At 56.3% G+C, this 19,665-nt stretch carries 23 protein-coding genes; 5 read left to right on the top strand and 18 right to left on the bottom strand.

Annotation, left to right across the window (positions count from 1 at the left end; all coding sequences use genetic code 11):
* Positions 1 to 30 precede the first annotated feature (30 nt).
* Positions 31 to 945 carry a hypothetical protein gene (locus tag B472_RS04465; RefSeq protein ID WP_026039303.1) on the bottom strand — a complete coding sequence of 305 codons (915 nt, stop codon included), beginning with the start codon at positions 943 to 945 and terminating at the stop codon, positions 31 to 33.
* Between the two features lie 338 nt (positions 946 to 1,283).
* Here B472_RS04465 and B472_RS04460 point away from each other — a divergent pair, with 338 nt between their 5' ends.
* Both B472_RS04460 and trmL read left to right on the top strand, forming a co-directional pair.
* The gene (locus tag B472_RS04460; protein ID WP_369908178.1) at positions 1,284 to 1,781 is read left to right on the top strand and encodes a ComF family protein; all 498 of its coding nucleotides are present in this window, start codon (positions 1,284 to 1,286) and stop codon (positions 1,779 to 1,781) included.
* Between the two features lie 58 nt (positions 1,782 to 1,839).
* On the top strand, positions 1,840 to 2,337 hold the full coding sequence (gene trmL / locus B472_RS04455; RefSeq protein ID WP_019425756.1) for a tRNA (uridine(34)/cytosine(34)/5-carboxymethylaminomethyluridine(34)-2'-O)-methyltransferase TrmL: 498 nt from the start codon (positions 1,840 to 1,842) through the stop codon (positions 2,335 to 2,337).
* Here trmL and B472_RS04450 read toward each other — a convergent pair.
* Both B472_RS04450 and B472_RS04445 read right to left on the bottom strand, forming a co-directional pair.
* On the bottom strand, positions 2,328 to 2,783 hold the full coding sequence (locus B472_RS04450) for a MaoC family dehydratase (protein ID WP_026039302.1): 456 nt from the start codon (positions 2,781 to 2,783) through the stop codon (positions 2,328 to 2,330). The two genes, trmL and B472_RS04450, sit on opposite strands and share 10 nt — an antisense overlap.
* Before the next feature lie 80 nt (positions 2,784 to 2,863).
* Positions 2,864 to 3,475, bottom strand: a complete 612-nt coding sequence (locus B472_RS04445) for a hypothetical protein (RefSeq protein ID WP_040505791.1) — start codon at positions 3,473 to 3,475, stop codon at positions 2,864 to 2,866.
* 25 nt (positions 3,476 to 3,500) lie between these two features.
* On the opposite strand from B472_RS04445, the gene uppS reads away from it, so the two are divergent.
* Complete coding sequence (uppS, locus tag B472_RS04440) at positions 3,501 to 4,277, top strand: polyprenyl diphosphate synthase (RefSeq protein ID WP_019425753.1); 777 nt, start codon at positions 3,501 to 3,503, stop codon at positions 4,275 to 4,277.
* Between the two features lie 124 nt (positions 4,278 to 4,401).
* Here uppS and B472_RS04435 read toward each other — a convergent pair whose 3' ends face one another.
* Positions 4,402 to 4,701: an H-NS family nucleoid-associated regulatory protein gene (locus tag B472_RS04435; RefSeq protein WP_019425752.1), complete on the bottom strand. Its 300-nt coding sequence runs from the start codon at positions 4,699 to 4,701 to the stop codon at positions 4,402 to 4,404.
* 223 nt (positions 4,702 to 4,924) lie between these two features.
* On the opposite strand from B472_RS04435, the gene B472_RS04430 reads away from it, so the two are divergent.
* On the top strand, positions 4,925 to 5,752 hold the full coding sequence (locus B472_RS04430; RefSeq protein WP_026039300.1) for a symmetrical bis(5'-nucleosyl)-tetraphosphatase: 828 nt from the start codon (positions 4,925 to 4,927) through the stop codon (positions 5,750 to 5,752).
* A 1-nt stretch (position 5,753) separates the two neighbouring features.
* Here the strand turns inward: B472_RS04430 and paaK are convergent, their stop codons facing one another.
* The 3 genes from paaK to B472_RS04415 are packed head-to-tail and all read right to left on the bottom strand — an operon-like array spanning position 5,754 to position 8,367.
* Entirely contained in the window at positions 5,754 to 7,055 is a 1,302-nt protein-coding gene (paaK, locus tag B472_RS04425; protein ID WP_019425750.1) for a phenylacetate--CoA ligase PaaK, read from the bottom strand.
* A 52-nt stretch (positions 7,056 to 7,107) separates the two neighbouring features.
* Entirely contained in the window at positions 7,108 to 7,542 is a 435-nt protein-coding gene (paaI, locus tag B472_RS04420; protein ID WP_019425749.1) for a hydroxyphenylacetyl-CoA thioesterase PaaI, read from the bottom strand.
* Between the two features lie 24 nt (positions 7,543 to 7,566).
* The gene (locus tag B472_RS04415; RefSeq protein WP_019425748.1) at positions 7,567 to 8,367 is read right to left on the bottom strand and encodes an enoyl-CoA hydratase-related protein; all 801 of its coding nucleotides are present in this window, start codon (positions 8,365 to 8,367) and stop codon (positions 7,567 to 7,569) included.
* 200 nt (positions 8,368 to 8,567) lie between these two features.
* On the opposite strand from B472_RS04415, the gene B472_RS04410 reads away from it, so the two are divergent.
* The gene (locus tag B472_RS04410) at positions 8,568 to 9,347 is read left to right on the top strand and encodes an enoyl-CoA hydratase (protein WP_026039299.1); all 780 of its coding nucleotides are present in this window, start codon (positions 8,568 to 8,570) and stop codon (positions 9,345 to 9,347) included.
* A 36-nt stretch (positions 9,348 to 9,383) separates the two neighbouring features.
* On the opposite strand, the gene B472_RS04405 is transcribed toward B472_RS04410, so the two are convergent.
* The 11 genes from B472_RS04405 to B472_RS04360 form a co-directional block, all read right to left on the bottom strand.
* A complete protein-coding gene (locus B472_RS04405) occupies positions 9,384 to 10,274 on the bottom strand; it encodes a formate dehydrogenase accessory sulfurtransferase FdhD (protein ID WP_019425746.1) in 891 nt (296 codons plus the stop codon).
* Positions 10,275 to 10,344: 70 nt separating this feature from the next.
* Positions 10,345 to 10,692 (bottom strand): hypothetical protein, encoded by a 348-nt coding sequence (locus B472_RS04400; protein WP_019425745.1) that lies wholly within the window; start codon positions 10,690 to 10,692, stop codon positions 10,345 to 10,347.
* A 15-nt stretch (positions 10,693 to 10,707) separates the two neighbouring features.
* Complete coding sequence (locus B472_RS04395; RefSeq protein WP_019425744.1) at positions 10,708 to 11,889, bottom strand: formate dehydrogenase subunit gamma; 1,182 nt, start codon at positions 11,887 to 11,889, stop codon at positions 10,708 to 10,710.
* Positions 11,890 to 11,905: 16 nt separating this feature from the next.
* Positions 11,906 to 12,130: a hypothetical protein gene (locus B472_RS04390; RefSeq protein ID WP_116798590.1), complete on the bottom strand. Its 225-nt coding sequence runs from the start codon at positions 12,128 to 12,130 to the stop codon at positions 11,906 to 11,908.
* Positions 12,131 to 12,132: 2 nt separating this feature from the next.
* Positions 12,133 to 12,732, bottom strand: a complete 600-nt coding sequence (fdh3B, locus tag B472_RS04385) for a formate dehydrogenase FDH3 subunit beta (RefSeq protein ID WP_026039297.1) — start codon at positions 12,730 to 12,732, stop codon at positions 12,133 to 12,135.
* An 18-nt stretch (positions 12,733 to 12,750) separates the two neighbouring features.
* On the bottom strand, positions 12,751 to 15,711 hold the full coding sequence (locus B472_RS04380) for a formate dehydrogenase subunit alpha (protein WP_019425741.1): 2,961 nt from the start codon (positions 15,709 to 15,711) through the stop codon (positions 12,751 to 12,753).
* A gap of 46 nt (positions 15,712 to 15,757) precedes the next feature.
* On the bottom strand, positions 15,758 to 15,964 hold the full coding sequence (locus B472_RS04375; RefSeq protein WP_019425740.1) for a hypothetical protein: 207 nt from the start codon (positions 15,962 to 15,964) through the stop codon (positions 15,758 to 15,760).
* Between the two features lie 216 nt (positions 15,965 to 16,180).
* Positions 16,181 to 16,354 carry a hypothetical protein gene (locus B472_RS17075; RefSeq protein ID WP_019425739.1) on the bottom strand — a complete coding sequence of 58 codons (174 nt, stop codon included), beginning with the start codon at positions 16,352 to 16,354 and terminating at the stop codon, positions 16,181 to 16,183.
* A complete protein-coding gene (locus tag B472_RS04370) occupies positions 16,351 to 17,703 on the bottom strand; it encodes an amidase (protein ID WP_019425738.1) in 1,353 nt (450 codons plus the stop codon). Before B472_RS04370 ends, B472_RS17075 begins: the two co-directional genes overlap by 4 nt.
* Positions 17,703 to 19,112 (bottom strand): TRAP transporter large permease subunit, encoded by a 1,410-nt coding sequence (locus B472_RS04365; protein ID WP_081504918.1) that lies wholly within the window; start codon positions 19,110 to 19,112, stop codon positions 17,703 to 17,705. Before B472_RS04365 ends, B472_RS04370 begins: the two co-directional genes overlap by 1 nt.
* The gene (locus B472_RS04360; protein ID WP_019425736.1) at positions 19,109 to 19,615 is read right to left on the bottom strand and encodes a TRAP transporter small permease subunit; all 507 of its coding nucleotides are present in this window, start codon (positions 19,613 to 19,615) and stop codon (positions 19,109 to 19,111) included. Before B472_RS04360 ends, B472_RS04365 begins: the two co-directional genes overlap by 4 nt.
* Positions 19,616 to 19,665 lie beyond the last annotated feature (50 nt).

Raw genomic sequence — 19,665 nt, 5'->3', positions numbered from 1 at the left:
ACCTGAGATCACCCCCTGTTTTGACAAAACTCAAAGTTTGTCCGGCATACCCCCAGATGAACGCAGCATATGGCGCATCTGTTCCAGTCCGATTTCCGTTTTCGATGCCAATTTGGCCCTGGGTTGAGGCTTGAGCGCATGTCCGTAAACAATCTCAAAGCTCAAGGCGAGCCGGCCGTCATTTTCTGGGCGTGCCAAAGCCTTCAAGGCCTGCAGCAACGAACGCTGCCAAGCGCGCCCCCTCAGGCCGGCAAATCGATGGACATGCAAATTGCGGCCCAATTCGCGCAATTCGGCCAACAATGCCTCTGGCGAGGCATAGGTCAAGGTGATCCGCTCCATGTCCATCACAGGCTCAGCAAAACCCGCCTGCACCAACATGTCGCCCCAATCGTGCATGTCGGTGAACTCGTGCGCCGGTTGCGGCCAACCAGCAAGCTCATAAATTGGGCGCAACTCACGCAGCGAATCGGGCCCTAAACACGAGAACATCAAAAACCCGTTCACAGACAAAGCCTGATGCCAAGACTGGAGCAAAGCCTGGGGCTCTGGGTGTCCATGCAATTGCATATTGGCCCACAGCATGTCGGCCGTGTGTTCAGTCGGCAAGCCCATCTGCTGCTTTTGGCCCTTAAAAGCCAGCACTTGCCACCAGTCACGGGCGATGAGCGCTTGAGCAGCCTTGACATTTTCAGCGTGTCCGCAGACCAGCCATGCCCGGGCATTGGGGTAACGCTGGACCAGGGACTTGTGCGCTGCCACGCCCCCGCTCAGCGGCTCCCAATGGACCCATTGCTGGGGTTGCAGAGTGATGAAGTCCAATCGCTCTTGCATGCGCGAGGCCACCTCTTCGTGCAACCAAGGCGATTTCTCCGCAGACAAGGTCCTGTTCAGCCACCTGGTGGCAGCGACGGGGTCCAATGACGGGGGTCTAGATGAGGGCATGGGTCATTCATATGAAGACAAGCAAAGAGCAACCTTGAAGCGGGTCACACAGACGAGGGTTGCGGCGACTTGCTCATGGGCAATCGTCTGAGTATATTGACACGATGTGGCCCATCTCATTCAAGGCAAAGCCTTTAGCGTCGAATGCCCGAGCCCCTCAGGGTCTTTGGCAGTGGTTGCCCAGTCGATGCGCCATCTGCCAAGACTGGCCCCATCCACCGGTCTGCGAGGTGTGCATCACCCATTTCGCCCAACCCCAAAACCGTTGCCTTCTATGCGCCTTGCCATGGGCACATGCTGGGCGGCCCTGTCCCGTCTGCCAAAACCAAGCGCCGCCTTTGGACCGATGCCTTGCCGCTGTGACCTACGCCTGGCCATGGGTGGACCTGATTGCAAGATTCAAATTCCAACAACAAGCGGGTTGGTCCCATGCACTGGCCACTTTGATGATGAGCACACCTTGGGCCGAAGACCTATTGGACCAAGCGGATCTGGTTCTACCCATGCCGCTTTCTGCCCAGCGGCTGGCCCTTCGAGGCTACAACCAATCCTGGGAGCTGGCCAAACAATTGAGTCCCCACAAAGCCGACGTGCAAATGCTGCTGCGAACACGCGATACACCCTCCCAAAGGCAGTTGCCCCGCCATGAGCGACTCGCCAATTTGGCAGGCGCGTTCGCCGTGGAGCCTCTTCGGGCAGCGCAGCTGAGAGGGAAACGCGTGGTGCTGGTAGACGATGTCATGACCACTGGCGCCTCTTTGCATTCGGCAGCACAGGTGCTGCGCCAAGCTGGCGCGGCCCACATCAGCGCCTTGGTGTTGGCCAGAACCGAATAAGGCCTGATTACAAGTGCACTCTTAAGCGCTTTGAGACCGCCAAGGCACAATAGATCCTATGTTTCATATTGTCTTGGTTGAACCCGAAATCCCGCCGAACACCGGCAACGTCATCCGCTTGGCTGCCAACACCGGTTGCACCTTGCATCTGGTGGAACCTCTGGGGTTTTCAATGGATGACAAACACATGAGACGCGCTGGACTCGATTACCACGAGTACGCCGACTTGCGTCGCCACGCCAACTGGGATGCATTTTTGAAAAGTGCGCAACCTGCAGCCGACCGCATGTTTGCATTGACCACCAAGGGAAGCCGATCTGCTTTCGGTGTCCACTTTGAACCCGGCGACTGGCTGGTCTTTGGGTCGGAAACACGCGGTCTGTCGCCCGAACTGCGCGAGCAATTTTCGCCAACCCAGCGCATCAAGTTGCCCATGCGTGAAGGACAACGCAGCCTGAACCTCTCGAACGCGGTGGCAGTCACCGTCTTTGAGGCATGGCGGCAAAACGAATGGGGTGGCGCGTCCGCCAAAGACGGATTGCCCGCTCAGGCGTAAATTCGCACCAAGGACTCGGCTGCACAAACGGGCTTGTCGCTGCCCTCACGCTCCACGGTCACGTTCCATTGCAGCTGAAGGCCATTGCCCTCAATGGGCGTGGCCGAATGCAGGTGCAAATGCGCACGCAATCGGCTGCCCACAGGCACCGGCGCCATGAAGCGCACCTTGTTCAAGCCGTAATTGACGCCCATCCGCTTGCTGCGGACATCAATGGTCTTGTCAAAAAACTGCGACAACAAAGACAAGGTCAGAAAACCATGTGCAATGGGCACCCCAAAAGGGCCCTGCTTGGCCCGCTCCACATCAATGTGAATCCACTGAGGGTCTCCCGTGGCCTCGGCAAATTGGTTGATCTGTTGTTGGGTGATCTGCACCCATTCAGTCGCAGCCACATCTTGGCCGACACAGGCGGCCAATTCAGCCAAATTTTCAAAAGTTCTCATGACCATGACTTTATGAGGGTTCGGGCCACAGGTGTGTCGGTGACGTGACAGACCCCATTGACTGTTTTGACTAAACCTCTTCAATCTTTGTGCTTCTCTCCTTGCTGTTGACGGGCTTTCAACTCGGCCCTCAGGCGTGACAACTCCGAACGGTAGTGTTCCGCATCGCCATAATCGGCAAATCCATGGTAATGAGGATGGGCCTGTAGGATGCGCTGCGCGTGCTTGATGGGACACCAATACTGTTCGGTCAAACCAAACACTTCACGGCAATAAGCGATCAAGCCATTGCCGTAGGCGCAGTAAGCACAGTTGATTTTTTCCAGCCAATTCAAATAAGCCAGGTGCGATCGGTCAAACACCCAAAACTCTGAGCGTCGAACCCTCGGAATATTGAGCAGGGGAAAACACACCCACTGGTAAAAAGAAACAAAGAAATCCAGCAACAGCATCGGCACCAGCACGGGATAAATAAAAGGCACACACAAGACATGGCGCCACTCGGCGGTCAACACATACATCAGCAAGCCTTGCTTGAAGCGCTTTTGCTGGGCCAACACCTCTTTTTCAAAACGCACTTTATGCGCCTCAAAGTCGGCTTGCCAATGCTGGCGTCGCGCCTTGGCCTCTTGCTCAATGGCCAACTCGATCCATTGAATCCGGTCCAGAAATTCTTGGATTTGGGGAGACATGAGGACTTTCTTAAAACGCTGACCCATGGAGCCCCTTTGGCAGCCCCCTAAAATGGACGTCAACCCGTCCATCACCTTGAAATTGACTGCTTCCAAATCCCTTGCTTTGCCTCAGCACATTGCCATCATCATGGATGGCAACCGGCGTTGGGCCAAGAACCGCTTCATGCCGGCGGGGCTGGGCCATGCCGCAGGCGCGCAAAGGGTTCGTGAAATCGTCAAAGCATGTGCCGAATTTGGAATTCCACATTTGAGCCTTTTTGCCTTCAGCACCGAAAATTGGAAACGACCACCCGACGAGGTCAGTGCACTCATGGGATTGTTCATGACCTATCTCAAAAAAGAGATTCGAGACATGAACGTCAACGGCGTCCGACTGAAAGTTTTGGGCGACAAACACAGATTTTCGGAGGCTTTGCAGGAACTGATTGCAGATGCAGAGCAGCAAACCGCTGGCAACACCGGCATTACCCTTCATGTCTGTGCCAACTATGGTGGCCGCTGGGACATGTTGCAAGCGGTCAAAGCTTGGCAGGACCAACATCCTTCTTCAGGGCTTGAGTCTTTGACTGAAGCCTCCTTGACGCCCTATCTGAGCACGGCCGATGCACCTGAAGTCGATTTACTCATTCGAACCGGCGGCGAATCTCGCGTCAGTAATTTTTTGTTATGGCAAGCCGCATACGCAGAATTATTTTTTTGCGAAGAATTATGGCCTGACTTCAACCGTGAAACATTGAACACGGCCTTGGTCTGGTTTGCTGGGAGGGACCGCCGTTTTGGTTCATCTGCACCCATTTGATGCTCACATCTCGGTCATTCAGTTGATCCACATCAATTGGGCCGTATAAAAAAGAAAACCCCGTGTTGACGGGGTTTTTGAGAGAAACTGCTTGTACCAGTTCTAAAGCAAAGCTGGATGGATTTCAGGCAATCATAAAAGGTGTGCGGTCACGGCCCTCAATCCATTTTGGCGCTTTGCCACGACCCGTCCAGGTTTGGCCTGTGGCCGGGTCACGGTACTTGGCAGCCACTTTGCTGATGGCTTTTGCGGCGCCACCTTTGCTGGCGCGACCGGGGAAGACGTCTTGAACAGTGAGTCCAAATTCGGCCACCAATTCACGCACTTTGGCGACTGCGGCAGAAATTTCATTTTGGCGAGCTTGTGAAATGGCCAGCTCAAGTGCTTCGCGTTGTTGCAAAAGTTCTTTGTAAGACTGTGTCATGTTAATTCCCCTGAACAAATAAAAACCATAATATAACGCAAAATCAATATGCTTTCCTCTTCCCATCCATGAATATTATTTGCGTGTTATTTTAAAAATGATTATGGTTCAATGCTTTCGAATCTTCACAGCGCCATGACCGAGGGGCTGGATCAGGTCAGTAATTGGTCTTGGTAGTTTAAACCTCCAAAAGCAATTAAATCTCATGGATTAAAAGACGCATATGGCATGTTATTGGATGGGTGATATTCAAGGCTGTCACCAGCCTTTCGAAAATTTGCTCGAAAAAATTGATTTCTCGCCGAGCCGCGACCAACTGGTGGTGCTGGGTGATCTGATCAACCGAGGACCGGCTTCAGTGGCCGTGATCAGACGCCTGATGGCTTTAAAAGGCAGCGTGCACTGCCTCTTGGGCAACCACGACTTGCACGGCTTGGCCGTGGCCAGCGGTCTTAGAAAGGCCGGACGCACGGACACCTTGAATGGTTTGCTGCAAGCACCCGACCAGCACGAATTGCTGGAATGGCTGAGGCACCAACCTCTGGCCAGGTGGTCTCAGGGTGTGCTGTCGGTCCACGCTGGGGTCTTGCCCTCGTGGACCGTCCATCAAACACTGGCATTGGCGGGTGAAGTCGAGGCCGTTTTGCGTGGACCCGATTGGCTGACTTTTTTAGACCAGATGTACGGCAACAGCCCGTCCGTCTGGCATGACGACCTGAAAGGCTTTGACCGTTTGCGTGTGGTGGTCAACGCCTTGACCCGCCTGCGCTTTTGCACGCCAGCCGGTGAGATGGAATTCAACACCAAAGAGGCCGCTGGCTCAGCCCCAACAGGCTACGTGCCATGGTTTGACGTTGTTGGCCGCCGCACCGAAGGCACCACAGTGGCTTTCGGTCATTGGTCGACCCTGAAGCAACCCCCACGCACCGATGTTTGGGCTTTGGACACAGGATGCGTATGGGGTGGCGGCCTGAGTGCCATGCGGCTGAACCAAGACGGCAGCCATGAAAGGATACAGGTGCCCTGCCCGCAAGCTCAGACACCCGGCTGATTCACTGGCCTCGCAAATCCAACACGCGCTTGGCTTTGCCCTGACTGCGCTCTACCCCACCTTCGGCCTTGAGCTCAATGGACACGCTGGTGCCAATGAAGACCTTGATGTCATGTTGCAGCTGCCGGGCTGCAGCGCGAGCTTCTGAGCTGTCGGTTGACACGCCAGGTTTGGTCTCCACCCGCACGCTCAAATCGTCCATCGGACCCGAACGGGTCAACACGCACTGGTAATGCGGTGCCAACTCGCTGCGTTTCAAAATCAATTCTTCGATTTGGCTGGGAAACACGTTCACGCCGCGAATGATCATCATGTCATCGCTGCGGCCCGTGATCTTTTCCATGCGGCGCATGCTGCGAGCTGTGCCTGGCAGCAGACGCGTCAAATCGCGCGTGCGATAACGGATGATGGGCAAGGCTTCTTTGGTGAGGCTGGTGAAAACCAGCTCACCCATTTCGCCGTCGGCCACAGGCTCACCCGTTTCGGGGTGGATGATTTCGGGATAAAAATGGTCTTCCCAAATCGTGGGACCGTCTTTGGTTTCAATGCACTCGCTGGCCACACCCGGGCCCATGACTTCTGACAAACCGTAGATGTCTACCGCGTCAATGTGCATGCGCTTTTCGATGGCGGCGCGCATGTCATTGGTCCAAGGCTCGGCGCCGAAGATGCCGATCCGCAGTGAAGAGGTTTTCGGGTCAATGCCTTGGCGCTCAAACTCATCGGCAATGGCCAGCATGTAGCTGGGCGTGACCATGATGATGCTGGGTTTGAAGTCTTGGATCAGCTGCACCTGGCGCTCGGTCTGACCGCCACCAAAGGGCACCACCGTGAGACCCAGTTTTTCAGCCCCGTAATGGGCACCCATACCACCCGTAAACAGACCGTAGCCATAGCTCACATGCACCATGTCACCGGGCTTAGCACCGCCTGCGCGGATACTGCGGGCCACCACGGTAGACCAGGTGTCGATGTCTTTGAGGGTGTAGCCCACCACCGTGGGTTTACCCGTAGTGCCACTCGACGCATGAATGCGTGCGCAGTTTTCACGCGGCACAGCAAACATGCCAAACGGGTAGCTGTCACGCAAATCGGCTTTGGTGGTGAAAGGAAACTTGGCGATGTCCGCCAAGCTCTTGCAGTCGTCCGGATGCACGCCAGCCGCGTCGAACTTGGCCCGATAAACAGGGGAGTTGGCGTAGGCGTGTTGCAGCGTTTGCTGCAAACGCTTGAGCTGCAAACTGCGCAACTCGTCGATGCTGGCCTTTTCGATGGGCTCTAGAGGGAAGGCTTTTTGGCTCATTCAAAACTCCACTGGATCAACTGAGGACAGGGCCACGCCTGTCCTGCGTTATTTATTCAGGCACCACAGTGCCCTGTATTTGCGCGCTCTTGCCACGGAACATGGCAATCACCTCGCCATTTTGATTGGTGACTTTCATGTCGTAGATGCCATGACGCCCGCTCAGCGCTTGCTCCAGGCCCTCACACGTGAGCACATCGCCCAACTTGGCGGGCTTTAAGAACTCGATGCTGCAACCTGCAGCCACCGCGTTTTTGTTGTAACTGTTGCACGCAAATGCAAAAGTCGAATCGGCCAGCGTGAAGATAAAGCCACCGTGGCAAATTTGGTGACCATTCAGGTGCAAGCCTTGCACAGTCATGCGCATCAAGGCACGACCGGGTTCGCAAGCCAACAAGGCCATGCCCATGGTGTCTTTGGACGCCACGTCGACAGCGAACATGGTTTCGCCCACCAATTGGGCCAATGCTTTGGGATCGTTCATCATTCGTCTGGTGTCGTGCTTAGTGGTTCATTCGCCCGTGAATTGCGGGGCACGCTTTTGCAAAAAGGCGTTAACACCTTCCATGTAATCGTGCGTTTTGCCCAGCCTCGATTGCGTGTCGCGCTCCACATTCAGGTGGGCATCGAGCGAACGCGTCCCCGCATCGCGCAACAAATGGCGCGTCGCCACCAAGGCCTGGGTCGGCATCACGGCCAGCTTGTCTGCCAACGCCAAGGCTGCCGTCACACAGTCGTCGGCCACATCCCAAATCAGACCCCACTCTTTGGCTTTATCGGCCATGAGCTTTTCGCCCGTCATGGCCAGCGCCATGGCCCGCGGCAAACCCAGGCGCTCCACCAGCAACCAGCTGCCCCCCGCATCGGGTATCAAACCAATTTTGCTGAAGGCTTGGACAAAACTGGCGGATGGTGCGGCAATCACCATGTCACACGCCATGGCCACCGATGCACCGGCGCCCGCAGCGACGCCATTCACGGCGCAAATGACCGGCATGCGCAGCGTCTGCAAGCGGCGGGTGGTGGGATTGAAAGCATCGTTGATGACGGGACCTGGGTCGGCCCGCTCCAGCAAACCAGGCCCTGGCGTGAAATCGAGTTCTGACAAATCGAGTCCGGCACAAAAACCTCGGCCTGCACCGGTCAAGACCAAAGCCCGGATGGCAGGGTTGGCCTCGGCCTGATCGAATGCCGCCCACAAGGACTGGTGCATTTCCCGGGTAAAACTGTTGAGGGCTTGCGGACGGTTCAAAGTCACCAGGGCCACAGCGCCCCGCACTTCGTACAACACCGATGCGGTGATTTCGGTCATATTGTGTCTCCAGAAGTGCTGAATGTACCATTAACCGACCGCTCGGTTGGTTAATATTTTCCCTATGAATTGACCGCTTGAATGCCCCTCAATGGGCTGCATCCGATGCCTCACTCAGCCCAGCAAAAATGGCGACAGTCAAGGCAAAGCGGGCATGGTTATAGTCCTTGATTCACAGTCACCCCTCGTTGGAGAATCACTTGAGTTACGAAAACATCGAAGTCCGCATCGAAGGCGGTCAAGTCGGCATCATCACACTCAACCGACCCAAGGCCTTGAATGCGCTCAACGGCGCATTGATGGACGAGTTAGGCATGGCGCTCAAAGCCTTTGACGCCGATGAGGCCATTGGTTGCATGGTGATTACCGGCAGCGAAAAAGCTTTTGCAGCCGGCGCGGACATCTCGGCCATGGCCAAGTTCAATTTCCACGAGGTCTACAAGAACGACTTCATCACACGCAATTGGGAAACCATACGCAGCATTCGCAAACCTGTGATTGCAGCGGTCAGCGGCTTTGCATTGGGCGGTGGCTGCGAATTGGCCATGATGTGCGACTTCATCATTGCCGCAGACAACGCCAAGTTTGGGCAACCCGAAATCAAAATCGGCATCATTCCCGGCGCAGGCGGCACGCAGCGCCTGCCCCGTGCGATGGGCAAGTCGAAAGCCATGGACTTGGTGTTGACGGGCCGCATGATGGACGCAGCCGAAGCCGAGCGTGGCGGTTTGGTGAGCCGTGTGGTGCCCCTTGACAAGCTGATGGACGAAACACTGGGCGCAGCCCTGATGATCTGTGGCTACGGCCAACTGGCCACCATGGCGGCCAAAGAGAGCGTCAACCGCGCGTTTGAAAGCGGCCTCACCGATGGCGTGATGTTCGAGCGCAGGCTTTTCCACGGCTTGTTTGCCACCGCCGATCAAAAGGAAGGCATGGACGCCTTTTTGAACAAGCGCGCGCCCAAGTTCATCAACGGTTGATCGGCCGCATGCGACCCGGCCAGCCGCTGCTTGCGGTCAACCGGGTGGTGTCAACAACTCGGGTTGCCAGACCAGGCGCTCTGGTGCACTGAAACACAAAAAGCGTTTGTTGGTGGCGCGACCGATCGCGCACAGGCCCAGGCGGTTGGCCACATCCAGCCCCATTTGTGTGATGCCGCTTCGCGACACCACCACGGGCACGCCCATCTGGGCTGACTTGATGACCATCTCGCTGGTCAAGCGCCCGGTGGTGTAGAACACCTTGTCTTGGGCGTAGACGTCGTGCATCCACATCCAGCCGGCAATGGTGTCCACCGCATTGTGACGCCCCACGTCTTCCACAAACATGAGCATCTTTTCACCTTCAAACAGCGCACAACCGTGCACCGATCCCGAGGACTTGTAGGTGGTTTCTTGCAGGCGGATGGCGTTGACCAAACCATAAAGTTGAGTTTGCGTGATTTGCGCGGGTGGCAGTTCAATCTCGTCGATGTGGTCCATCAAGTCGCCGAACACACTGCCTTGACCGCAACCGGTGGTCACGACACGCTCGGCGCTGCGCTCGATGACGACCTCGGCATGGGCGCGGGTTTTGACAGCGGCCACGCCGGGCTCGCCCACTTCGCCTTCACCAATCGTCCAATCCACGGTGATGGATTCGATCTGTTCCACCGAGTCGATCAGTCGCTGGTTGCGCAAAAAGCCCAGGACAAGCCACTCGGGCTCGGCTCCCAAGGTCATCAAAGTCACCAGCTCTTTTTTATCCAAATAAATCGTCAGCGCTCGCTCTGCGGGGATTTGGGTCTCTGAGACTTCTCCGAATTCATTGGTCACGGGCACGCTGCGGGTCAGGGGTGCACGCGCTCGGGTGATATGGGGCTTGAGCGGGGCCGATGCGGCCACAGGGGCGTTCAGAACAACAGACATGGCTTGAGCCTAACGTAAAAATCCCCCGCCGTTGCCGACGGGGGATTTTGCAGTGGGGTGCAAAAAAGGATCAGCCTTTTTTGGCGGGTGCAGCCGCGGGCTTGGCGGCTGCTGGGGCAGCAGCAGCGGGGGCAGCAGGTGCAGCCGCCGTGGTTTCTGCAGGCTTATAGGCACCGGGGTCCACACAAGCGGGGGTGGCCGTCGGTGCAGCCTTGCCTTTGCCATTGGTTTTGTAATAGTGGGCCGCCACTTTTTCGCGAGACTTGCACAACTGAAAGTCGGCCACTTTGTTGCCGTGCGCTGTTTTGGCCGCCGCTTCGGCGGCTTTGGCCTTGGCTTCTTCGCTGAGGGCAGGCAATTTGGCAGCAGCACCAAAGCTGATGGCCAGTGCAGACATGACAAGCAGGTATTTTTTCATGAGAGTTCTCCAGACTCAAGCCGAAGCTGTTGAAGTGTTCGAGGTGGCGGAGGTGTTCGATGTTTCAGATCGTTGGGCAGGAATCTTGCCAGCCTTGACATCGTCGTACCACAGCTCATGGTGCTCTTTGGCCCATGTTTCATCCACATAGCCTGTGCGCATGGCTTTGTAGGCACCGCGCATGCCCAATGTGCCCATGTAAATGTGCCCAATGAACATGGCCATCATGAACAAGCTGGCAACGCCGTGGACCATGTTGGCAATCTGCATGGTCGCCCGTTCATAGATCAGGCCGGGGATGAGCATGTTCAGCACCAAGCCAGAGGCCACGACGATGGCACCCAAGAACAAAACACCGGCCCAGAACAAGACTTTTTCACCCGCATTGAATCGGTGCGAAGGCACTTCGGTACCGGAAAACAAGCCGCCGCCTTTGAGGATCCAGACCAGGTCGTCCTTGCTGGGCAAGTTGTCTTTGACGAAGGTGATGAACACAATCACCAAAGACACTGCAAACAAGGGTCCGGCAAAGTTGTGGATGTTCTTCAAGGCAAAGGAGAGCCAACCGAACAGGGTGTCACCCAAAATCGGCAGCAAGAAATACTTGCCGTAGGCAATCACGATGCCCGAAATGGCCAAGGCGCAAAAAGCGATGGCGTTGGCCCAATGCGCAGAACGTTCAAAAGGGGTGAAGCGCTCAATCTTGCGGCCCGTTTCTTGGCCGTGCAACTCGATCGTTCCCTTGCTGAAATAAAACAAAGCCATCGCACCCACCGCGATCAGCAACAAGGCAGCCCCATAAGGGATGATGATGTTGTTGCGCACTTGGCGCCAAGACTCGCCTGCCGACGACAAGCGCGAGCCAGGGTACTGCACGAAAGGCTGAATCAGGTTGCCGGCCTCAGGCGCTTGGCTTTTGGGCAAGCTGGTGAAACCCGTCACGCCCTGACCCACTGCACGCCACACAGGCGCGTTGTTGCCGGGCTGAACCTCCGCCCTTTGGGCGTTGGTTTGGTCTTTGTACTTGGGATCGGCATCCGCACCGGGTGCGATCTGGAAGATGTTGGCACTCTTGACGCCCAAGCTGTTTTCAGCCGGAGCGGCAGGTTTTGCAGGCGCAGGCGCAGGTGCCTGCGTTTGGGCAGAAACACCCAACGCAGCCAGTGCCAGCCCGACAGTCAATAAGAAGCGACGCATGAACTTCTCCTTGTACTCACTTGGAGGTACGGGAATGGTCGTTTTGGCCGTAATGTGCACGGGCTTTGAGGTGATTGGACCAACCAGCCTGGTCACCGGCTTTCCAGCCTGGATCGGTGTACACGGCAACGCCAGTACCCGCAACGGCTGGCTTGTCAGAACCAACCCCAGCTTTGTCTTGGCGAGTTTCGCCACAAGCCGCCAGCAAAAACAGGCTGCTCAAAATGATGGCTGCTTTCATGTTCATGCTCCCTTGGCTTGGTTGCCGTAAGCCGTTCCCCAGCCCCAGACTTCTGCGCCTTTGCCGCGCTGAACCACACGGCCACGCAGAATGTCGGCCACCACGTCGCCGTCTCCGGCCAGCAGTGCCTTGGTGGAACACATTTCGGCGCAGGCGGGCAATTTGCCTTCGGCCAAACGGTTGCGACCGTATTTGTCGAACTCGGCTTGGCTGCCATGTTCTTCAGGACCGCCAGCACAGAACGTGCACTTGTCCATCTTGCCGCGCAGACCGAAGGCGCCGCTGGATGGGAACTGGGGCGCGCCAAACGGACAGGCATAAGAGCAGTAGCCGCAGCCAATGCAAATGTCCTTGTCATGCAACACAACACCTTCGTCGGTTTTGTAGAAACAGTTGACCGGGCAAACCGCCATGCAGGGTGCATCTGAGCAGTGCATGCACGCCACCGAGATGGATTTTTCGCCGGGTACACCGTCATTCAGGGTGACCACACGTCGGCGGTTCACACCCCATGGGACTTCATGCTCGTTTTTGCAAGCGGTCACGCAACCGTTGCACTCAATACAACGCTCTGCGTCGCAGATAAATTTCATTCGTGCCATCGTGTTCTCCTGGAGCGCTTAGGCTTTTTCGATGTTGCAGATGGTGGTCTTGGACTCTTGCATCATGGTGACGCTGTCGTAACCATAGGTGGTGGCCGTGTTGACCGCCTCGCCCCGCACAATGGGCGCTGCACCCTTAGGGTAGTGCGGCAGCATGTCAACACCTTGCCAACGGCCAGAGAAGTGGAAGGGCAAAAACACGGTATCGGGCGCCACACGCTCGGTCACCATGGCCTGCACATTGATGCGCGCACCCGTGGGTGAAGTCACCCATGCACGCTCGCCATTGCGGATGCCACGGTCTGCAGCCGACTTGGGATGGATCTCCACAAACATCTCTTGCTGCAATTCAGCCAGCCAAGGATTGGAACGGGTTTCTTCGCCGCCACCTTCGTACTCGACCAAACGACCCGAGGTCATGATGAGCGGGAACTTCTCATGCAACTTGTCGGCGATGTTTTTGTCTTGCACGGTTTTGTACAAGGTGGGCAAACGCCAGAAGGCTTTGCGGTCGTCGTGCGTGGGGTACTTGGCCATCAGGTCCGGGCGCGTGCCATACAAAGGCTCGCGGTGCTGAGGGATCGGGTCGGGGAAGTTCCAGACCACCGCACGCGCTTTCGCATTGCCAAAAGGATGGCAACCGTGGCCTTTCATGAACACGCGGATCATGCCGCCCGAAGAATCGGTCTTCCAGTTCTTGCCTTCGGCCTTGGCTTTTTCAGCCTCGGTCAACTCGTCCCACCAACCCAACTTCTTGAGCAAGATGTGGTCGAGTTCTGGGTAACCGGTGGTGATGTCGGCACCCAAGGAATGGGATCCGTCTTCGGCCAAGAGGCTCTTGCCATCGCGCTCCACACCAAAGTTGGCGCGGAAGTTGCCGCCGCCGTCCATGACGTGCTTGGAGGTGTCGTACAAATTGGGCGAGCCTGGGTGCTTGAGTTCAGGCGTGCCATAGCAAGGCCATGGCAAGCCGAAATAGTCACCGGTAAAGTCGTAACCGGTTTCTTTGTCTTTGCCGCCTTTGGCCTTCAGGGTCTTCACATCGAACACATGCATGTTCTTCATGTGGGCCTTCAAACGCTCCGGACTTTGACCGGTGTAGCCAATGGTCCAAACGCACTTGTTGATTTCGCGCAGGATGTCCTCGGGCATGGGTTCGTCCATACCGCCGACTTTTTGCATTTTGTAGTTCTTGACCAGCTCAGCACCAAAGCCCAGTTTTTGCGCCAATTGGTACATGATCATGTGGTCAGAACGGCTCTCCCACAAAGGCTCAATGACCTTCTCACGCCACTGAATAGAGCGGTTGGAGGCCGTGCAAGAACCCGAGGTCTCAAACTGCGTGCAGGCAGGCAGCAAATAAACAGCGCGGTTGGGGTTCAGGTCTTCTGGCTTGCCAGGCATGGCCGCCATCGACGCAGTGGCCGACGGATAAGGATCGACCACCACCAACAAGTCGAGCTTGTCCATGGCACGCTTCATGTCCAAGCCGCGGGTTTGAGAGTTGGGCGCATGACCCCAATAAAACACACCGCGCAGGTTGCTGTCTTGGTCGATCAGCTCGTTGTTTTCGAGCACGCCGTCGATCCAACGGGAGACGGTGATGCCGTTTTTGCCCATCATGGCAGGTGAGGCGAACTGCTTTTTGATCCACTCGAAGTCCACGCCCCAAGCGTTGGCAAAGTGCTTCCAAGAGCCTTCGGCCAAACCGTAGTAACCGGGCAAAGAATCGGGGTTAGGGCCGACATCGGTGGCGCCTTGCACGTTGTCGTGGCCGCGGAAGATGTTGGTGCCACCACCGGTCTTGCCCACGTTGCCCAAGGCCAGTTGCAAGAGGCAAGAGGCGCGAACGATGGCGTTGCCAATCGTGTGCTGGGTCTGGCCCATGCACCAGACGATGGTGCCGGGGTTGTTCTCGTGCAGCATTTTGGCGATCTTGAAGACTTGGTCTTCTTTGACACCGCAGGCTTCTTCGACTTTGTCAGGCGTCCATTTGGCCATGACTTCGGTCTTGATCGCATCCATGCCAAAAACACGGTCGTTGATGTACTTTTTATCTTCCCAACCGTTCTTGAAGATGTGGTACATCAAACCGAACAAGAAAGGAATGTCTGTGCCCGAGCGGATGCGCACGTATTCATCGGCCTTGGCGGCTGTGCGGGTGAAACGGGGGTCAACCACGATCATCTTGCAGCCGTTTTCCTTGGCGTGCAGCATGTGCAACATGGACACCGGGTGGGCCTCGGCGGCGTTGGAGCCAATGTACATGGCGACCTTGCTGTTTTGCATGTCGTTGTACGAGTTGGTCATCGCCCCGTAGCCCCAAGTGTTGGCCACACCGGCCACCGTGGTCGAATGGCAAATACGCGCTTGGTGGTCACAGTTGTTGGTGCCCCAGAAGCTCACGAATTTGCGCAGCAAATAGGCTTGCTCGTTGTTGCTCTTGGACGAACCCACCACATAAATGCTGTCTGGGCCACTGGCTTTGCGCAGCTCCAGCATCTTGGCGCTGATCTCGGTCAGGGCCGTGTCCCAGCTGATGCGCTCGTATTTGCCCTTGACCAATTTCATGGGGTAGCGCAGGCGGTACTCACCATGGCCGTGCTCGCGCAAAGCGGCGCCTTTGGCGCAATGGGCGCCCAGATTGATGGGGGAGTCAAAAACGGGCTCTTGGCGAACCCAAACGCCGTTTTCGACCACCGCATCGACAGCGCAGCCGACGGAGCAGTGGGTGCAAATGGTGCGTTTGACTTCAACTTTGCCGGCACCCACGATGGAAGTGCCTTTGCCGGCATGGGCTTTTTGCACCAGCGTGAGCTGCGAAGCAGCCAAACCGACACCGACCCCCAAACCTGAACGGCGCAAGAAACTGCGGCGGTCCAAGGTGGGCAAAGCCTGCGACAAACCACGGCGCAGGCTGTGGATGAACGGAGAAGAAACAGCACCCGAGGTGCCAGATTGTTTTTTGGTCAGCAACATGGAGGGCTCCAGTTGGGAGTGAACAGAGATGAACGCGAAAAAAGAATCAGACCCGTGTGGTCTTGTAGTACTGCTGAACGTGTTCGCTCAGCGAGTAACCACCACCGCGGGTGGGCTTTGGGGTGGCCGGTGCAGCAGGCGCCACTTGGCTGACCACACCGGGCAAAACGGCAGTGGCAGCAGCCACAGCGCCCACGGTGGCTGCGCCCGAGAACAGGGAACGACGTGAAAGGTTTGAAGTTTTGGAAGACATCGAGCACTCCGAAAAATGAAAAGTCAGGGCAAGCTCAAAAAAGCAAAATCATGCAAAGATTTGCATAGCTGAGGATGGTATGTCCCCCATCACCAACTCATCAAGGTGAAAACCCTTGGGTGCTTGAAAGACATGTCAACTTGGTGACGCGAATCTCAAGGAAAACCCAAGTTGCTGTGTGGTGGCATACACAGGACCCTCAGGCCTGTGGCGCGATCACTCGGTTTTATCGTCTTTGCCCGAAGACAAATAATCAAACACAGCCAAACCCAACCCCCCCAACAAGATGAGGGTGATGTCCAACTGGGGCAACTTGTAAATATAGGGCAGCAGGAATGCTGCAACCAAAGCCAGACCTAAGAGGCCAGTGAAGCGTTCAAGCGATTTCATGCCATATTCCTTTGGATAAATTCAGAGACCAGCCAGCGCGAAGAGCGCAGCAAGCGGGCATCGTTTTGGTAAGCACCGACCGACTGAACCCCCAAGGGCAAACCATTGGACAAGGTCAGCAGCGGCAAGTTGACACTGGGCAAGCCCGCAAAGCTCCACACCGTTTGCATGATCGGATTGCCCGTCGAGGCCAGGCCTTGCGGCGCTGTGCCCAAAGCGGCTGGGCACAAAATGGCATCGTAAGTCGCAAAGAACTCATCAAACGCGTTCATGACGTGGAACATGCGGTCTTTGGCGATCAGGTAATCGGTGCCGGACAGGGTCATCGATTTCTCGACGCGCGCACGCAAAGGCTCGCTCAGCAGATCGCGGTGGTTCAGCCACTCTTTTTGCAAGCACACGCCCAATTCGATTTCGTTGATGGTGACCAACCAAGGGGCCACTTTTTTCACGATGTCGGGCAGCTGAACCATTTCAACATGATCGCCCATGTGGGCCACAAAAGCCTCGTAGGCCTCGCGCGCCTCAGGTTCGACATCGTCCCACCAAGGGGTTTTGACAAAACAAAACTTAGGGTTCAAGGGCGGCTCGGACACCGCCACATCGTAGAGCCGACGGGGACTTTGACGCGCACTGGCACTGTCGTGACCATCGTCACCCGACATGATTTCAGTGACCTTGGCAATGTCTTCCAGGTTGCGCGCAAAGACGCCAATTTCATCCAGCGAGGGCGACTGGTCGAGCACACCGGTACGCGGCAACAGACCACGCGACGGCTTGAACGCGTAAACACCACAAAACGACGCAGGTCGAATAACCGACCCATTGGTCTGCGTGCCCAACGCCACCGGCACCATGCCCGCTGCGACGGCCGCAGCCGAGCCACTGGACGAGCCGCCCGGTGTGTGGGCCAAATTGTGCGGGTTACACGTGGGGCCTGGCTGCGTGGTGGCAAATTCGGTGGTCACGGTCTTGCCGAAAATCACCGCGCCTGCTGCGCGCAAGCGAGACACCACAGTGGCGTCGCCCACCGAATAGCGCCCCGCATGGATGACGCTGCCGTACTCGGTCGGAAAATCCATGGTGTCGATGATGTCCTTGACCCCCACCGGCACACCAAACAGGGCGCCCGGCAAATGGCCTGCAGCCCGGTCGCGCTGCAAATTGTCCGCCTGCAGGTCCACCACACGGTCATCTCGGTGCGCAAAGGCGTGGATGGCCTGGTCTGCACCGTCCACAAAGCGCCCGAGCTTGGCGATGAACTCCTGCACCGTTTCCTGGCCGCTGAGCAGGTGCTCGCGCACCTCCAAAGCGGTCAAATCGGACACATTTTTTGTCGAATCGACCATCAGTTCGTCTTGAAGAAGTCGGGGTTGACCACGGACTCGTCGTTAGGATCGCGCTCCATCTCCACCGACTGGTCGAAGAACACCTCTGGCAAATAGGTCACCATGGCTGGGAACACATAGGTCATCGCCAGTGTGAACAAGATGATGTACACAAAAGGCATGCACCCACTGAAGATGGTGTTCAATTGCAGACTCTTGGGTGCAACCCCTTTCAGGTAATAGGCCGACATCGCCATTGGCGGGGTCAAGAAAGCGGTCTGCAAGTTCACGGCGATCAAGATGCCGAACAAGATCGGGTCGATGCCATACAGGGGCAGCAAAGGCAAGAAGATGGGCACGAAGATGATGATGATCTCGCTCCACTCCAAAGGCCAACCCAAGATGAAAATCAAGAACTGTGACAACAACAAGAACTGCAAAGGCGACAGGTTCAAGGCCAACATGAAGTCCTTGACCAAATTCTCACCGCCCAAGTAACCAAACACTGAGGCGAAAGTGGCCGAACCCACAAACAGGAAACACACCATGGCCGAGGTGCGGGCCGTGAGGTAAACCGACTCGCGCAAACGCTGCCAAGTGAAGGCGCGGTAGACGATCGCCAAGATGATGCCGCCCAACACGCCCATGGCGGCCGCTTCGCTGGGTGTCGCCAAACCAAACAAAATGGAACCCAACACCGACATGATCAAGACCGCCAAAGGCACAAAGGCCTTCACCACCATGACAACGCTTTCCCAGACGGAGTAATCGTAAACATCTTTGGGCTTGGGACACAAAGAGGGGTTGAGCGTGGCACGCACAATGATGTAGATTAGGTACAAAAATGCCAAGGTGAAGCCAGGGATGATGGCCGCTGCGTACATCTTGACCACCGACACGCTGGCTGTGGCCGCATACACAATGAGCAAGATGGAGGGTGGAATCAAGATGCCCAAAGTGCCACCGGCCGTGATGACACCACTGGCCAGTTTTTCGTCATAACCGGCTTTGAGCATCGCCGGCAAGGCGATCAGACCCATCAGGGCCACCACCGCGCCCACAATGCCGGTGGCTGTCGCAAACAGCGTACAAGTGACCAATGCAGCCACGGCCATGGAGCCAGGCAGTGCACGCAAGCCGACCTGCAAACTCAAGAACAACTTGTCCAGGATGTTGGCGCGCTCGATGATGTAACCCATGAACAAAAACAAGGGGATCGATATGAGCACATCGTTGTTCATCACGCTGAAAGTGTTCTGCGTGAACAGGTACAAGATGCGGTTGTCCCAAATCAACTGGTCGGGCGTGAAATAGGCGTAAAAACCAAAGCCCATGCCCATGGCCATCATGGTGAAGGCGATCGGGAAACCAAAAAAGATAAAGACAATGAAAAGCCCCAGCATTAGGAGGGCGACAAACGGATCACTCATGATGAGGCTTTCTCAGCGTGTTGTTGGATCAACACTTGTTCAAGTTCTTCGACATCGCTGCCGCGCGACAACCACTCGCCCGTGCGGATGCACACCAGGCAACGCATGACCTCGGCGGCACCCGCAATCAGCAAGGTCACACCGGCTACAAAAATGATCGACTTCAGGGGCCAAACAGGCACGCCTGCTGGGCTGTTCACGCTGGACTCCAGAATGCGCGTGCTTTCGTAGGCGTACTGGCCACCGGTGAACACCATGGCAAAGATGCCCGGAAAGAAGAACACAAAATACAAAGCCAAATCCACTTTGGCTTGTGTGCGGTTGGACCAGTTGCGATAAAAGAAGTCGCCGCGCACATGCGAGTTGCGCGAGAGGGCATAAGCACCTGACATCATGAACATGGCACCGTAGAGCATGTAGCTCATGTCAAACGCCCACACCGTGGGGCTGTTCAGCACATAACGCATGAACACCTCAAAACAGGTGGATGCGGTCAGGATCAATACACACCAAGAAAATGCGTGACCTATTGACTTGTTGAGGATGTCAATCC

The organism is Limnohabitans sp. Rim28, from assembly GCF_000293865.2.
Classification (GTDB): Bacteria; Pseudomonadota; Gammaproteobacteria; order Burkholderiales; family Burkholderiaceae_C; genus Limnohabitans_A.
This window is presented reverse-complemented; position numbering and strand designations above follow the sequence as displayed.

Excerpts from the sequence above, each read along its gene's own strand:
- B472_RS04450 (WP_026039302.1), bottom strand. The coding sequence starts at position 2,783 with ATGAGAACTTTTGAAAATTTGGCTGAATTGGCCGCCTGTGTCGGCCAA.
- B472_RS04390 (WP_116798590.1), bottom strand. The coding sequence starts at position 12,130 with ATGAAAGCAGCCATCATTTTGAGCAGCCTGTTTTTGCTGGCGGCTTGT.
- fdh3B (WP_026039297.1), bottom strand. The coding sequence starts at position 12,732 with ATGGCACGAATGAAATTTATCTGCGACGCAGAGCGTTGTATTGAGTGC.
- B472_RS04405 (WP_019425746.1), bottom strand. The coding sequence starts at position 10,274 with ATGTCTGTTGTTCTGAACGCCCCTGTGGCCGCATCGGCCCCGCTCAAG.
- paaI (WP_019425749.1), bottom strand. The coding sequence starts at position 7,542 with ATGATGAACGATCCCAAAGCATTGGCCCAATTGGTGGGCGAAACCATG.
- B472_RS04415 (WP_019425748.1), bottom strand. The coding sequence starts at position 8,367 with ATGACCGAAATCACCGCATCGGTGTTGTACGAAGTGCGGGGCGCTGTG.
- trmL (WP_019425756.1), top strand. The coding sequence starts at position 1,840 with ATGTTTCATATTGTCTTGGTTGAACCCGAAATCCCGCCGAACACCGGC.
- B472_RS17075 (WP_019425739.1), bottom strand. The coding sequence starts at position 16,354 with ATGAAATCGCTTGAACGCTTCACTGGCCTCTTAGGTCTGGCTTTGGTT.
- paaK (WP_019425750.1), bottom strand. The coding sequence starts at position 7,055 with ATGAGCCAAAAAGCCTTCCCTCTAGAGCCCATCGAAAAGGCCAGCATC.
- B472_RS04400 (WP_019425745.1), bottom strand. The coding sequence starts at position 10,692 with ATGAAAAAATACCTGCTTGTCATGTCTGCACTGGCCATCAGCTTTGGT.
- B472_RS04435 (WP_019425752.1), bottom strand. The coding sequence starts at position 4,701 with ATGACACAGTCTTACAAAGAACTTTTGCAACAACGCGAAGCACTTGAG.
- B472_RS04365 (WP_081504918.1), bottom strand. The coding sequence starts at position 19,112 with ATGAGTGATCCGTTTGTCGCCCTCCTAATGCTGGGGCTTTTCATTGTC.
- B472_RS04375 (WP_019425740.1), bottom strand. The coding sequence starts at position 15,964 with ATGTCTTCCAAAACTTCAAACCTTTCACGTCGTTCCCTGTTCTCGGGC.
- B472_RS04370 (WP_019425738.1), bottom strand. The coding sequence starts at position 17,703 with ATGGTCGATTCGACAAAAAATGTGTCCGATTTGACCGCTTTGGAGGTG.
- B472_RS04380 (WP_019425741.1), bottom strand. The coding sequence starts at position 15,711 with ATGTTGCTGACCAAAAAACAATCTGGCACCTCGGGTGCTGTTTCTTCT.
- B472_RS04465 (WP_026039303.1), bottom strand. The coding sequence starts at position 945 with ATGCCCTCATCTAGACCCCCGTCATTGGACCCCGTCGCTGCCACCAGG.
- uppS (WP_019425753.1), top strand. The coding sequence starts at position 3,501 with ATGGAGCCCCTTTGGCAGCCCCCTAAAATGGACGTCAACCCGTCCATC.
- B472_RS04395 (WP_019425744.1), bottom strand. The coding sequence starts at position 11,889 with ATGCGTCGCTTCTTATTGACTGTCGGGCTGGCACTGGCTGCGTTGGGT.
- B472_RS04430 (WP_026039300.1), top strand. The coding sequence starts at position 4,925 with ATGGCATGTTATTGGATGGGTGATATTCAAGGCTGTCACCAGCCTTTC.
- B472_RS04445 (WP_040505791.1), bottom strand. The coding sequence starts at position 3,475 with ATGTCTCCCCAAATCCAAGAATTTCTGGACCGGATTCAATGGATCGAG.